The organism is Thioalkalivibrio sp. ALE28, assembly GCF_000377425.1.
In the GTDB taxonomy this organism is placed as follows: Bacteria; Pseudomonadota; Gammaproteobacteria; order Ectothiorhodospirales; family Ectothiorhodospiraceae; genus Thioalkalivibrio.
Genome location: NZ_KB898093.1, coordinates 55,195 through 69,060, shown reverse-complemented (window position 1 = coordinate 69,060; position 13,866 = coordinate 55,195). Strand labels below are relative to the sequence as shown.

At 67.3% G+C, this 13,866-nt stretch carries 12 protein-coding genes; 1 reads left to right on the top strand and 11 read right to left on the bottom strand.

Annotated elements, in window-relative coordinates; genetic code table 11:
* Positions 1–63: 63 nt before the first annotated feature.
* Positions 64–2,028 (bottom strand): ATP-dependent zinc metalloprotease FtsH, encoded by a 1,965-nt coding sequence (ftsH, locus tag D105_RS0100315; protein ID WP_018875886.1) that lies wholly within the window; start codon positions 2,026–2,028, stop codon positions 64–66.
* Positions 2,029–2,070: 42 nt separating this feature from the next.
* Entirely contained in the window at positions 2,071–2,697 is a 627-nt protein-coding gene (gene rlmE / locus D105_RS0100310; RefSeq protein ID WP_018867785.1) for a 23S rRNA (uridine(2552)-2'-O)-methyltransferase RlmE, read from the bottom strand.
* 68 nt (positions 2,698–2,765) lie between these two features.
* On the opposite strand from rlmE, the gene yhbY reads away from it, so the two are divergent.
* On the top strand, positions 2,766–3,065 hold the full coding sequence (gene yhbY / locus D105_RS0100305; protein WP_018867784.1) for a ribosome assembly RNA-binding protein YhbY: 300 nt from the start codon (positions 2,766–2,768) through the stop codon (positions 3,063–3,065).
* Between the two features lie 18 nt (positions 3,066–3,083).
* Here the strand turns inward: yhbY and greA are convergent, their stop codons facing one another.
* The 9 genes from greA to aspS form a co-directional block, all read right to left on the bottom strand.
* Positions 3,084–3,563, bottom strand: coding sequence for a transcription elongation factor GreA (gene greA / locus D105_RS0100300; RefSeq protein WP_018867783.1), 480 nt, complete (start codon positions 3,561–3,563; stop codon positions 3,084–3,086).
* Complete coding sequence (gene carB, locus D105_RS0100295; RefSeq protein ID WP_018877159.1) at positions 3,560–6,793, bottom strand: carbamoyl-phosphate synthase large subunit; 3,234 nt, start codon at positions 6,791–6,793, stop codon at positions 3,560–3,562. The genes greA and carB overlap by 4 nt, the downstream gene beginning before the upstream one ends.
* A 49-nt stretch (positions 6,794–6,842) precedes the next feature.
* On the bottom strand, positions 6,843–7,976 hold the full coding sequence (carA, locus tag D105_RS0100290; protein ID WP_018877158.1) for a glutamine-hydrolyzing carbamoyl-phosphate synthase small subunit: 1,134 nt from the start codon (positions 7,974–7,976) through the stop codon (positions 6,843–6,845).
* Positions 7,977–8,491: 515 nt separating this feature from the next.
* On the bottom strand, positions 8,492–8,695 hold the full coding sequence (locus tag D105_RS15235; RefSeq protein WP_081619697.1) for a hypothetical protein: 204 nt from the start codon (positions 8,693–8,695) through the stop codon (positions 8,492–8,494).
* 412 nt (positions 8,696–9,107) lie between these two features.
* On the bottom strand, positions 9,108–9,716 hold the full coding sequence (ruvA, locus tag D105_RS0100285) for a Holliday junction branch migration protein RuvA (RefSeq protein WP_018867436.1): 609 nt from the start codon (positions 9,714–9,716) through the stop codon (positions 9,108–9,110).
* Positions 9,713–10,228, bottom strand: coding sequence for a crossover junction endodeoxyribonuclease RuvC (ruvC, locus tag D105_RS0100280; RefSeq protein WP_026280376.1), 516 nt, complete (start codon positions 10,226–10,228; stop codon positions 9,713–9,715). The genes ruvA and ruvC overlap by 4 nt, the downstream gene beginning before the upstream one ends.
* A gap of 21 nt (positions 10,229–10,249) precedes the next feature.
* Positions 10,250–10,990: a YebC/PmpR family DNA-binding transcriptional regulator gene (locus D105_RS0100275; RefSeq protein ID WP_018877156.1), complete on the bottom strand. Its 741-nt coding sequence runs from the start codon at positions 10,988–10,990 to the stop codon at positions 10,250–10,252.
* A 323-nt stretch (positions 10,991–11,313) separates the two neighbouring features.
* Complete coding sequence (locus tag D105_RS0100270) at positions 11,314–11,943, bottom strand: triacylglycerol lipase (RefSeq protein WP_018867439.1); 630 nt, start codon at positions 11,941–11,943, stop codon at positions 11,314–11,316.
* Between the two features lie 21 nt (positions 11,944–11,964).
* Complete coding sequence (gene aspS / locus D105_RS0100265; RefSeq protein WP_018877155.1) at positions 11,965–13,749, bottom strand: aspartate--tRNA ligase; 1,785 nt, start codon at positions 13,747–13,749, stop codon at positions 11,965–11,967.
* Positions 13,750–13,866 lie beyond the last annotated feature (117 nt).

Here is a 13,866-nt window from a genome sequence, read left to right as displayed (position 1 = left end):
ACGAAAAAGGCCGCCAGGAAAGGGCCTGGCGGCCTGGGTTCGACGCGTCGGCGGGGGCCCCGCTCAGGACTGCGGCGCGGGCCCGCCTACAACACCCTTGTTGTCGTCGTCATCGCGACCTTCGGAGCCGTCACCCGAGCCACTGGCGTCGGACTCCTCGCCGGCCTGCGCGGTACCGCCGGGGCCGCCGCCGCTGTCCCAGTCGGCGGGTTCGCGGGGTTCGCGCCCGGCCATGATGTCCTCGATCTGCTTGTCGTCGATGGTCTCGTACTTCACTAGTGCCTGGGCCATCGCATGCAGCTTGTCGATGTTATCCACCAGGATCTGCTTCGCGTGCTGGTAATTCGTGTCGATGATCTGGCGCACCTCGGCGTCGATCTCGCGCGCGGTCTCGTCGGACATCGGCTTGGACTTGCCCATCTGCCCGCCCAGGAAGGGATGCCCCTCTTCCTCGCCGTAGTCCAGCGGGCCCAGCTTGTCCGACAGGCCCCACTTGGTGACCATATTGCGCGCGATCTGGGTGGCACGCTCGATGTCGTTGGAGGCCCCGGTGGTCACCTTGTCGTTGCCGAAGATGATCTCTTCCGCCAGCCGCCCGCCGAACAGGCTCGCCAGCTGGCTTTCCAGACGCGTCTTCGAGTGGCTGTAGCGGTCTTCCTCCGGCAGGAACATGGTCACCCCGAGGGCGCGCCCGCGCGGGATGATGCTGACCTTGTACACCGGGTCATGCTCCGGCACCGTCAGGCCGACGATCGCATGCCCGGCCTCGTGATAGGCGGTCAGCTTCTTCTCGTCCTCGGACATCACCATGGACTTGCGCTCGGCACCCATCATGATCTTGTCCTTGGCGCGCTCGAAGTCGGACATATCCACCAGGCGCTTGTTGGCCCGGGCCGCGAACAACGCCGCCTCGTTGACCAGGTTGGCCAGATCCGCCCCGGAGAAGCCCGGCGTACCGCGGGCAATCAGGTCCGGGCGCACATCCTCCGCGATCGGGGTCTTCTTCATGTGGACCTTGAGGATCTGCTCGCGGCCGCGCACGTCCGGCGGCGGCACCACCACCTGGCGGTCGAAGCGGCCCGGGCGCAGCAGCGCCGGGTCCAGCACGTCCGGGCGGTTGGTCGCGGCGATCACGATGACCCCCTCGGTGCCCTCGAAGCCGTCCATCTCGACCAGCAGCTGGTTCAGCGTCTGCTCGCGCTCGTCGTGACCACCGCCCATGCCGGCGCCGCGCTGGCGACCGACCGCATCGATCTCGTCGATGAAGATAATGCAGGGAGCGTGCTTCTTGGCCTCGGAGAACATGTCTCGCACGCGCGAGGCGCCCACGCCGACGAACATCTCGACGAAGTCGGAACCGGAGATGCTGAAGAACGGCACCTTGGCCTCGCCGGCGATGGCCTTGGCCAGCAGCGTCTTGCCGGTACCCGGAGAGCCCACCATCAGCACCCCGCGCGGGATCTGGCCGCCGAGTTTCTGGAACTTGGACGGGTCGCGCAGGAAGTCCACCAGTTCGGTGACCTCTTCCTTGGCCTCGTCGCAGCCGGCCACGTCACCGAAGCCGACCTTGACCTGGTCCTCCGACATCAGCTTGGCCTTGGACTTGCCGAAGGACATCGCGCCCTTGCCGCCGGCGCCACCGCCCTGCATCTGGCGCATGAAGTAGATCCACACGGCGATCAGCAGCAGGATCGGGAACCAGCTGATCAGGATGCTCATCAGCAGGGAACGCTCGGCCTCCTCGTGGGCATTGACCTCCACATTGTTCTGCAGCAGGTCGCCAATCAGGCCCGGGTCGTTCGGATTCACCGTGGTGAATCGCTGGCCTTCCAGCGTGGTGCCCTCGATCTTCTCGCCCTTGATGGTCACGTTATCCACGCGACCGCCCTGCACATCGCGGATGAACTCGGAGTAGGTAATGCTCCGCACATCCTGCGTCTGCTGCTGTGGGCCGAAGTTGTTGAAGACAGACATCAGGACGACGGCAATCACCGCCCAGATGATCAGGTTCTTGGCCAGACCGTTCAAAACGACACCTCGAAAAACATCAATCGTCAGTTGCAGGCAGCTTTACACATCCCGGGGCTCGCGTGCCAATACATACACTTCCCGTGACCGAGGCCGCGAGGCCTTCGGTTTGCGCACCTTGACCGAGCGAAACCGGCGGCGCACCTCGGCCAGGTAGGCATCGGAACCTTCGCCCTGAAACAGCTTGACCAGAAAAGCCCCCCGGGGGTTCAGAATCTGGGTGGCCAACTCCAGCGCCAGTTCACACAGATGGATGGAACGCGGCTGATCCACGGCATCCGTACCGGTCAGGTTGGGGGCCATATCGGAAAGCACAAGGTCGGCCGGCTCGTCCCCGAGCGCGCTCAGGATCGCATCCAGCACGGCGTCCTCGCGGAAGTCGCCGGTCACGATCTCCGCGCCCGGCACGGGATCCATGGGCAGGATATCGGTCGCGACCAGGACCCCTTTGCGCCCGATTTTCTGCGCGGCGTACTGGGTCCAGCCGCCCGGCGCCGCACCCAGGTCCACCACGCGCATCCCGGGCTTCAGCAGCCGGTCGCGCTCGTCGAGCTCCTGCAGCTTGTAGACCGCGCGCCCGCGGTAGCCCTCCTGCTGGGCCCGCTGGACGTAGGGGTCATCGAAATGTTCCTTCAGCCAGCGCTGGCTGGAGCGGCTACGCTTGGGCATGCCCGATCCTTGCGCCGGCACTCGGCGTGCTACAATTTTGGCTTTCCAACACCGAAAAACGGCCTCCCGTGAATCTGACCGACGCGCAACGCCGCCACCTGCGCAGCCTCGCCCATCCCCGCAAACCCGTCGTGACCATTGGCCGCAACGGGCTGACCGACGCGGTGCTGGCGGAACTGGAACTGGCGCTCACCCACCACGAACTGGTCAAGATCAAGGTGAATATCGGGGATCGCGAGGCCCGCAACGGGGCCGTCGAGGAACTGTGCGAGCGCACCGGCGCCGAGCGGATTCAGCGCATCGGTCATGTCGCCACCCTGTTCCGGCGCAACCCGGAGGACCCGAAGGTCTCGCTGGACCCGGCCTGACAGCCGGATACGGCGGCGTCAGTTGACGTAGCGGACCTCCAGGATCTCGTACTCCGTCTCCCCGCCCGGGGCCTGCACGGTGACCACATCGCCCTCTTCCTTACCGATCAGCGCCCGCGCGATCGGGGAAGACACCGAGATCATGTTGTTCTTGATGTCGGCCTCGTCCTCGCCCACGATCTTGTAGGTCACCTGGCGCCCGTCCTCGGTCGCCTCCAGCACCACCGTGGTGCCGAACACGACCTTGCCGGTCTGCGGCAGGGCCGTGACGTCGATGATCTGGGCATTGGAGAGCTTCGCCTCCAGCTCGCGGATGCGGCCCTCGATGAAGCTCTGCTGCTCGCGCGCGGCGTGATACTCGGCGTTCTCCTTGAGGTCACCATGCTCGCGCGCCTCGGAGATCGCGTTGACCACGCGCGGGCGGTCCTCGCCCTTCAGCTTCTTCAGCTCTTCCTTCATCTTTTCCGCGCCAGTCACGGTCAAGGGCGTCTTGTTCATGCGCTTTTCCCTCCGAGATTTTCCTGGTGGAGGTCCTGCAGCCGGAAGACGTCGTTCGCCCCCAGATGATCCAGGGCCTGCACGGTGGCCTTGGCCCCAGCAATGGTGGTGGTATAGCCCACCTTGTGCATCAGCGCCTCGCGGCGGATGGTGTAGGAGTCGGAGGTCGACTGCTTGCCCTCCACGGTGTTGATGATGAAGCTGATCTCGTCGTTCTTGATCATGTCCACGATATGCGGACGACCCTCGGTGACCTTGTTCACGCGGGTCACCGCGATCCCGGCCTCCTCCAGCACGTTCGCCGTGCCCCGGGTGGCCAGAACCTCGAAACCCAGCTCGACCAGGCGGCGCGCGACTTCACCCACCAGCGGCTTGTCGATCTCGCGCACGGACACGAAGGCCTTGCCGGTGGACGGCAGCAGCACGCCCGCCCCCAGCTGGCTCTTGGCGAAGGCCTCGGCGAAGCTGCGACCGACCCCCATCACCTCGCCGGTGGACTTCATCTCCGGCCCCAGGATCGGGTCCACGCCCTGGAACTTGGCGAACGGGAACACCGATTCCTTTACCGAGTAGTAATCGGGGTAGACCGCATCGCCCACGCCCTGCTCGGGCAGGGTCTGCCCGGCCATGCAGCGGGCGGCAATCTTGGCCAGCGGCCGGCCGACGCTCTTGGAGACATACGGCACGGTGCGCGAGGCGCGCGGATTGACCTCCAGCACGTAGATATCGTCGCCCTTGATCGCGAACTGGGTGTTCATCAGGCCGACGACCTTGAGCCCCAGCGCCATCTTGCGCACCTGCTCGACCATCTCGTCCTGTAGCGCCATCGACAGCGAGAACGGCGGCAGCGAACAGGCGGAGTCGCCCGAGTGCACGCCGGCCTGCTCAATGTGTTCCATGATCCCGCCGATGATCACGTTCTCGCCATCCGAGATGGCATCGACATCAACCTCGATCGCGTCATCCAGGAAGCGATCCAGCAGCACCGGGGCATCGTTGGAGACGGACACCGCGTTCTGCATGTAGCTGCGCAGGTCCTCGCGGTCGCGCACGATCTCCATCGCGCGGCCACCGAGCACGTAGGACGGACGCACCACCAGTGGGTAGCCGATCTCGTCGGCCAGCTTCTCCGCCTCTTCCTCGCTGCGCGCGGTGCGGTTCGGCGGCTGCTTGAGTCCCAGCTTGTTCAGCAGGGCCTGGAAGCGTTCGCGGTCCTCGGCCAGGTCGATCGAGTCCGGGCTGGTGCCGATAATCGGCACCCCGGCCGCCTCGAGATCCCGCGCCAGCTTCAGCGGGGTCTGCCCGCCGTACTGCACGATCACGCCGGCCGGGTTCTCGGTCGCCACGACCTCCAGCACGTCCTCCAGGGTCAGCGGCTCGAAGTACAGCCGATCCGAGGTGTCATAGTCGGTGGAGACGGTCTCCGGGTTGCAGTTGACCATGATGGTCTCGTAGCCGTCCTCGCGCATCGCCAGCGCCGCGTGCACACAGCAGTAGTCGAACTCGATGCCCTGGCCAATACGGTTCGGCCCGCCGCCCAGGACCATGATCTTCTGCTTGTCGGTCGGTTCCGCCTCGTTCTCCTCTTCGTACGATGAGTACATATAGGCGGTGGTGGTCGCGAACTCGGCCGCGCAGGTATCCACCCGCTTGTACACCGGGCGCACGCCCAGGCCGTGGCGGTGCTTGCGCACGGCCTTTTCCGTCTCGTTGAGGATCGTCGCCAGGCGCAGGTCGGAGAAGCCGCGCTGCTTCAGGCGGTACATCTCCTCGGCCTTGATGTCGCCCAGGATGCGGTCGCGCAGGCCCTTCTCGACGTCCACCAGTTCCTGGATCTGGGCCAGGAACCAGGGGTCGATCGCGGTCAGGTCGAAGATGTCCTGGATCGAGAAGCCGGCGCGGAAGGCGTCGGCCACGTACAGCACCTGCTCCGGGCTGGGGTTGGCGAGCCGGGTGCGCAGCTGATCGACCACGTCGTCGGCATCCAGGTCAATGCGCTCGTCGAGGCCGTCCATGCCGGTCTCCATCGAGCGCAGCGCCTTCTGGAACGACTCCTGGAAGGTGCGGCCGATGGCCATCGCCTCGCCCACCGCCTTCATCTGCGTGGTCAGGCGCGCCTCGGCCTGCGGGAATTTCTCGAAGGTGAAGCGCGGGATCTTGGTGACCACGTAGTCGATGGACGGCTCGAACGAGGCCGGGGTCAGCCCGCCGGTGATCTCGTTTTTCAGCTCGTCGAGGGTGTAGCCCACCGCCAGCTTGGCCGCGACCTTGGCGATCGGGAAGCCAGTCGCCTTGGAGGCCAGCGCCGAGGAGCGCGACACCCGCGGGTTCATCTCGATCACGATCATGCGCCCGTTCTCCGGGTTGATCGCGAACTGCACGTTGGAGCCACCGGTCTCCACGCCGATCTTGCGCAGCACCGCCAGCGAGGCGTCGCGCATGATCTGGTATTCCTTGTCGGTCAGGGTCTGCGCCGGCGCCACGGTGATCGAGTCCCCGGTGTGAATACCCATCGGGTCGAGGTTCTCGATCGAGCAGATGATGATGCAGTTGTCCGCCTTGTCGCGGACCACCTCCATCTCGAACTCCTTCCAGCCAAGCGCGGACTCCTCCAGCAGCACCTGGTTCACCGGCGAGAGGTCGAGCCCATTCTTGACGATGTACTCGAACTCCTCGCGGTTGTAGGCGATACCGCCGCCCGAGCCGCCGAGGGTGAACGACGGCCGGATGATCACCGGAAAGCCGATCTGCGGCTGGACCTCCTGCGCCTCCTCCCAGGAGTGCGCGAGCATCGCGGTCGGAGTGTCCAGACCGATATCGGCCATCGCCGCCTTGAAGTGATCGCGGTCCTCGGCCATGTCGATCGCCGCCTCGTTGGCGCCGATCATCTCCACCCCGAACTTCTCGAGCACGCCTTCCTTCGACAGGTCCAGCGCGCAGTTCAGCGCGGTCTGACCGCCCATGGTCGGCAGCACCGCATCCGGGCGCTCCTTCTCGATGATCTTGGCGACCGTCTCCCACTCCACCGGCTCGATGTAGGTGGCATCCGCCATCTCCGGGTCGGTCATGATCGTCGCCGGGTTGGAGTTCACCAGGATCACCCGGTAGCCCTCCTCGCGCAGGGCCTTGCAGGCCTGGGCGCCGGAGTAGTCGAACTCGCAGGCCTGGCCGATCACGATCGGGCCGGCCCCGAGGATCAGGATGCTCTGGATGTCGGTACGCTTGGGCATGTGACGGCTCTCGCAGGCTGTCGATATCGGAAATTCGGGAGGAGGAGCTTTAGCGACGCGCGGCGCGCATCATCTCGACGAAGTCGTCGAACGCCGGGGACACGTCGTGGGGGCCCGGGCTGGCTTCGGGGTGTCCCTGCAGGCTGAAGGCCGGGCAGTCGGTGCGGGCGATCCCCTGCAGCGTGCCGTCGAACAGCGACCGGTAGGTCGGCGTCAGCGTATCGGGCAGGTTGTCCTCGTCGATCGCAAAGCCGTGATTCTGCGACGAGATCATCACCCGCCCGCTTTCCTCGTGGCGGATCGGGTGGTTCGCCCCGTGATGGCCGAACTTCATCTTCACGCTCTTGCCGCCGCTGGCAATGCCCAGCAGTTGGTGCCCGAGGCAGATACCGAACAGCGGCAGCTTGCGCTCGCAGATGTCGCGGATCGCATCGATCGCGTAGGTGCAGGGCTCGGGGTCGCCCGGGCCGTTGGACAGGAACACCCCGTCGGGTTTCAGCTCCATGACCTCGGCCACCGGAGTCTCGGCCGGCACCACGGTCACGCGACAACCCCGGTCCGCCAGCTTGCGCAGGATGTTCTGCTTCATGCCGAAGTCGTAGGCCACCACATGAAATTCAGCCTGCTCCGGGTCCACCCGGGCCGGCTCTTCGCCGAGCTGCCAGGTGCCCTCCAGCCATTCGTAGCGGCTGCGCGTGGTGACCTCGCGCGCCAGGTCCATGCCCTTGATGCCGGGAAACTCGCGCGCGGCGGCCAGGGCCGCTTGCTCGTCCACCTCACCGGCCTGGATGCAGCCGTTCAGCGCGCCCTTCTCGCGCAGAATGCGGGTCAGTTTGCGGGTATCGATCCCGCTGATCGCCACGATGCCGTGGCGCAGCAGGTAATCCGGCAAGGATTCGCGCGAGCGCCAGTTCGACACCAGCGGCGGCAGGTCACGGATGATCAGCCCGGCCGCATGGGCGCGGGCGGACTCGTCATCCTCCGGATTGGTCCCGGTGTTGCCGATATGCGGATAAGTCAGCGTGACCATCTGCCGGTGGTAGGAGGGATCCGTGAGGATCTCCTGATAACCGGTCATCGCGGTGTTGAACACCACCTCGCCGACCGTCTGGCCCTGGGCGCCAATCGCCTGACCATGAAACACAGTGCCATCTTCCAGGACGAACAGAGCGGGCGCGGACACAGGGGACCTCCGGATGGTCTGGGTCGGGGCCGCCAGGCGGTTCGCCGGCGGCGGTACTGCGATCGATTCGGGTCTTTGACCCGGCCTCGCCCGCACCGTTTCAACAGGGAAAGGGCCCTGCTATGGGCAACGGTTCGGTGCTCGCGGGACGGGTACGGATACGCCTTCAAGTGTACGCGAGCGCCGCGCGCGGCGTCCAACGAGATGCCCGCTTGCGACGTCATCCGCCTCTCCGCTACAGCCTGGCGATCCCTAACTCTTGGGCGTTGATGGCTGGCCCCCGTTCGTCACCCGGTGTTTCGCCTGCCTTGTTGTGGCTGGCCCTGGCTCGGCCTCGGGTGTTTACGGTGCCTTCGGTCCGCAACCTGCCGTGCGCTGACTCGCCAGCGCGCCGCGAGGTCCTTTCTTGCTTGCCCAAGAAAGGACCCAAAGAAGGGCACCCGGATTCCGCCCGGGAACCTCGCTCCGGACGTGCTGGGCCGGCGGCGCTGAACTCGCTGCGCCTTCGGCTCCGCTCAGACATCCAGCGCCTTCTCCCGGCCCACCACGCCCTCCGCGAGGGGCTCCATACGGGAGGGGAAGGTCAAAACCGAACGTATCCCCACCTTTACGCCTAACCATAGGCAACGCCGTCCGAAGGCCCCCGGCGCCCGCTGCGCGGGCGCGGCACGCAACGGCCAACGGCCGAGCGTGCCCAAGATGTGCGAAGACCTAGCCATCCTCCACTGGCACGACCGTCGGGACGGCCGTTGTTTGGACCTGCCTCCCCGTTGTCGTCGCGCCGAGCGGAGAGGGTTTTCGCGGGAGACAAGGCGCTGGATGTCTGAGCGGAGCCGCAGGCGCAGCGAGTTCAGCGCCGCCCGCGAAAACCCTCGGAGCGAGGGAAGCCCCGGCCCGCGCAGCGGGCCGGGGTCGCGGCAGTCGGGCGTGTTTCTTGGTTACTTCTTTGCACGAGCAAAGAAGTCACTCGGGGCGCGCTGGCGAGTCAGCGCACGGCAGGTTGCAGACCGGAACCACCGTAAACACCCGAGGCCGAACCAGGACCAGCCACCACGAGGCAGGCGGCGGACCGAAAGCACATAAACGCTGACGACCACGCTGTCCCTGCCAGGATCACCGCGGATTCGCGCGCTAGCGCTTGACGGTAGAGCGCAGCGCGAGACGCACCAGCGTCTCCACCGAGTCGGCCTGGTCGCGGACCGCCGCAACCATCTTCTCGGCACTGGCCCGCGGATAGCCAAGGGACTCCAGCGCGGCCAGGGCCTCGCCCTCCATCGCGGCCGCCGGCGTGGGCTCGCTGCCCGCCGCCGCCCCGGCGGGCGCGGCGGCAAAGCCCATCTCGGCCAGGCGCTCGCCCAGCTCCAGCACCACCCGTTCGGCGGTGCGCTTGCCGATACCCGGCACCTTGGCCAGGCCTGTCACGTCACCACCACTGATCAGGCCCGCCAGCTCGTCGCCGGCGTAGGTCGAAAGCATGGCCAGCGCCAGTTTGGCACCGATACCGTTGACGCGGATCAGACGGCGGAACAGGTCGCGGTCACGCTTGTTCAGGAATCCGAAGAGCTGGTGGGCATCCTCGCGCACCACCAGGTGGGTCGCCAGCACGACCGTCTCGCCGGGTTCCGGCAGGGCCGCCAGCGTGGACAGCGGGACATCCACCTCGTAACCAACCCCGCCGGCGTCGATCACCACGCCGTTCACCTCGCGGCTGATCAGCCGCCCCTCCAGTCGGGCGATCATGGGCGCCCCCCGATCATCGCAGCAGCCGAGCCCTGCAGGCGCGCCTCGTTCTGCCGGGTGTGGGCGTGGCAGAGCGCGACGGCCAGGGCGTCGGCGGCGTCGCTGCTGGCCGGTTCGGCCAGACGTAACAGTTGCTGCATCATGTGCTGGACCTGCTCCTTGTCCGCGCCACCGACACCGACCACGGCCAGCTTGATCGCGCGCGGGGCGTATTCGTGTACCTGCAGACCGGCCTGGGTGGCAGCGCAGATGGCCGCGCCACGGGCGTGCCCCAGCTTGATCGCGGACTGGGCATTGCGGGCGACGAACACCGACTCGATGGCCAGTACGTCGGGCTTCAGCTCGTCGATCACCTCGACCACGCCGGCGAAGATCTCGCCCAGGCGCTCGGGGAAGGCCTTCGCCTTCGGCCGGATCACGCCGTGGCCGCAGGAACGGCCGCGGCTGCGATCAAACTCGATGACCGCGAAGCCGGTCACGCGGGAGCCGGGGTCGATCCCGAGGATGCGCACGCCGCTCACGCTGCGGCCGGTTCAGTCACCGCTGACTTCTTCGGGGAAGTCGGCGTTGGTGTAGACGTTCTGCACGTCGTCCAGATCATCGAGCATGTCCAGCAGCTTCAGGACCGACTCGGCGGTCTCCGCATCCAGCGGGGCCAGGGTCTCCGGCCGCCAGGTGACCTCGGCGTTTTCCGGCTCCAGGCCGCGCTCCGTCAGTGCGGCGCGCACGTCCTGATAGGTCTCCGGCTCGGTAATCACCTCGATCGCACCGTCGTCCTCGACCTGGACGTCCTCGGCCCCGCCCTCCAGCGCGGCCTCCATCACCACCTCGTCATCCAGGCCCGGGGCGAAACGGATCACGCCCTTGTTCTGGAACAGGTAGGCGACCGAGCCGTCGGTGCCGAGGTTGCCGCCCATCTTGGAGAAAGCATGCCGCACCTCGGCAACCGTGCGGTTGCGGTTGTCAGTCATGCAGTCGACCAGGATGGCCGCACCGCCAGGCCCATAGCCCTCGTAGCGGATCTCCTCGACGTTGTCGCCATCGGTCTCGCCGGCGCCACGCTTGGCGGCCCGCTCGATGGTGTCGCGGGTCATGTTGGAACCCAGCGCCTTGTCGATCGCCAGGCGCAGGCGCGGGTTGGTCTCCGGGTCCGAGCCGCCCTGGCGGGCGGCCACGGTGATCTCGCGGATCAGCTTGGTGAAGAGTTTGCCGCGCTTGGCGTCCTGGGCGTTCTTGCGATGCTGGATATTCGCCCACTTGCTGTGGCCTGCCATTCGGTCACGACTCCTTGAGTTGGGTTCGGTTATGCCGACCCGGCATGCCGCCGGGCACCGGAATGCGCACAGTCTAATCGCTGGGGCCGCGCTAATCACGAATGCGGGCGGCATGCCCCTGCCGTAGCCCCTTCGTCATTGCGAGGCCCCGCAGGGGCGGTGAACGGCCGCAGGCCGGCTCGAAGGGCGCGCGCAGCGAGTAACCTCCGGACCGAACCCCCGACGCCCGCCCGGGCCAGCGCCGGGGCCAGCCACGGAGATCGCCCCGGCGCTCCGCGCCTCGCGATGACCGCGGTGGTCGGGCTTGACGGGCCCGTCCGGCGTCAGGGCAGAAACTCGCCCGCCTCCAGGAAGTGCAGGGTCTCGCGCGCCACGACGGTGTCGAACAGCATGCCCATATGCGTCACCGGCAGGGTCAGGTGACGCGAGACGTCGGGGCCCCGCGTCTCGTCCACCGCGACCAGGCCGTCATGGGGATGCGGCAGGCGCGCAATCAGCGGGCCCGGCCCGAACGGCCGGCTGCCGGCCAGCATGCCGATGTCGCGCCCGCGCAGGATCGGGCTCCCACCGAGCAGGCCGCGTTCCAGGGGCGCGCCCAGCCACCAGCGCCCGGCCCGGTTGCGCGCCAGCCGGGCCGCCACGCGGCTGCCGGCCAGGGGCGAACCCAGCATCACGATGCGGCCGGGACGCTGCACGGGCGCGACCTCGAACAGGTGGCGCACCACCACGCCGCCCAGGCTGTGGGCGACCAGGTGCACGAGGTCGCCGGGGACGTCGTCGAGAAAGGCCGCCAGCGCGCGCCCCGCCTGCTCCGGCGTCTGGCGCCGCGAGGCGTAGCGGAAGGGGTGAACCGCGTGACCGGCCGCGCGCAGGCGCCGGGCGAGCAGGGCCATCTCCAGGCCGGACATATGCCAGCCATGGACCGTAACCACACTGGTACGCATGCCGGCCATGGTGAACGACCGGCCCGTTGCCTACCCGGCCTGTTGCGTAGCGCTGGCGCGCAGGCGGATGCCCAGCTCGCGCAGCTGCTTCTCGCCGACCGGCGCCGGGGCGTCGGTCAGCAGGCAGGCGGCCGTCTGGGTCTTGGGGAAGGCCATTACGTCGCGAATGGAGTGGGCGCCGCTCATCAGCATCACCAGGCGGTCCAGGCCGAAGGCCAGGCCGCCGTGCGGCGGGGCACCGAACTCCAGCGCATCCAGCAGGAAGCCGAATTTCTCGCGGGCCTCGTCCTCGCCGATACCCAGGGCCTCGAACGCAGCCTGCTGCATCTCGGGGTTGTGGATACGGATGGAGCCACCGCCCACTTCGGTGCCGTTGAGCACCATGTCGTAGGCACGGGACAGGGCCTCGCGCGGGTTATTGCGCAGCGCGTCCGGGCTGTCCACCGCCGGGGCAGTGAACGGGTGATGCAGGGCGTACAGGCGCTTGTCCTGGTCGTCGTACTCGAACATCGGGAAGTCGACGACCCACAGCGGCTGCCAGCCCGCCTCGACCAGGTCGAGGTCGTGGCCGAGCTTCACCCGCAGCGCGCCGATCGCCTCGTTGACCACAGAGGCCTTGTCCGCACCGAAGAAGATCAGGTCGCCGGCGGCGGCCGCGGTCTTTTCCAGGATCTGCCGGGTCACGTCCTCCGGCAGGAATTTCAGGATCGGCGACTGCAGCCCGCCCTCGATATCCGCCGGGTCGTTGACCTTGATGTAGGCCAGGCCCTTCGCGCCGTAGCGGCCGACGTACTCGGTGTAGACGTCGATCTCCTTGCGCGTGAGCTTGGCTCCGCCCGGCACGCGCAGCGCGGCCACGCGGCCCTCGGGGTCGTTCGCCGGGCCGTTGAAGACCTTGAACTCCACCGCCTGCATCACCTCGGTCAGCTCGGTGAACTCCAGCGGGATGCGCAGATCGGGCTTGTCCGAGCCGAAACGGGCCATCGCCTCGGCGTAGGCCATGCGCGGGAACGGGTCGGGCAGCTCGACACCCTGTACCTCGCGGAACAGGTGCCGGATCAGGCCCTCGGTCACGTCCATCACGTCGGCCTCGTCGACGAAGGCCATCTCCATGTCCAGCTGGGTGAACTCCGGCTGGCGATCGGCGCGCAGGTCCTCGTCGCGGAAGCAGCGGGTGATCTGGTAGTAGCGGTCCATGCCGGACATCATCAACAGCTGCTTGAACAGCTGCGGCGACTGCGGCAGGGCAAAGAAGCTGCCCGGATGCGTGCGGCTGGGCACCAGGTAGTCGCGCGCGCCCTCCGGCGTGGCCTTGGTCAGCATCGGGGTCTCGAGGTCGAGGAAATCGCGTTCCTCGAGGAAGCGGCGCATGGCCGCGGAGACCATTGCGCGCAGACGCAGGCGCTCCTGCATCACCGGGCGGCGCAGGTCCACGTAGCGATAGCGCAGGCGGGTGTCCTCGCCGACGTCCTCGTCGTCCAGCGGGAACGGCGGGGTCTTCGCGGCGTTCAGGACCTCCAGTTCCAGACCCAGGATCTCCACCGCACCGGTGGACAGGTCCGGGTTTTCGGTCCCCTCGGGACGGCGGCGCACACGACCGGTCATGCGGATCACGTACTCGCTGCGCAGCTGCTCGGCGCGGGCGAAGACGTCCTCGCGGTCGGGGTCGAACACGACCTGCACCCGACCCGTATGGTCGCGCAGATCGACGAAGATCACGCCCCCGTGGTCACGCCGGCGATTCACCCAGCCGCAAAGGGTCACCTCCGAGTCGAGTTCGTTCTCGGTGACACGTCCACACAGATGAGTTCGCATTGCGCTGTTCCAGCCGAAGGGCACGCCCGCCAGGGATCGGTGGTTCCTGAGAGGCCTGCATGGTTAGTCGGGAAAACGGGGCGCACGCGACGTCCGCACCCGCGAAAAGGCCGGAAA

Bases quoted from the DNA above. Each gene is read 5' to 3' on its own strand.
- aspS (WP_018877155.1), bottom strand. From the start codon at position 13,749: ATGCGAACTCATCTGTGTGGACGTGTCACCGAGAACGAACTCGACTCG.
- rlmE (WP_018867785.1), bottom strand. From the start codon at position 2,697: ATGCCCAAGCGTAGCCGCTCCAGCCAGCGCTGGCTGAAGGAACATTTC.
- D105_RS15235 (WP_081619697.1), bottom strand. From the start codon at position 8,695: ATGGCTAGGTCTTCGCACATCTTGGGCACGCTCGGCCGTTGGCCGTTG.
- ruvA (WP_018867436.1), bottom strand. From the start codon at position 9,716: ATGATCGCCCGACTGGAGGGGCGGCTGATCAGCCGCGAGGTGAACGGC.
- greA (WP_018867783.1), bottom strand. From the start codon at position 3,563: ATGAACAAGACGCCCTTGACCGTGACTGGCGCGGAAAAGATGAAGGAA.
- D105_RS0100270 (WP_018867439.1), bottom strand. From the start codon at position 11,943: ATGGCCGGCATGCGTACCAGTGTGGTTACGGTCCATGGCTGGCATATG.
- D105_RS0100275 (WP_018877156.1), bottom strand. From the start codon at position 10,990: ATGGCAGGCCACAGCAAGTGGGCGAATATCCAGCATCGCAAGAACGCC.
- carB (WP_018877159.1), bottom strand. From the start codon at position 6,793: ATGCCCAAGCGTACCGACATCCAGAGCATCCTGATCCTCGGGGCCGGC.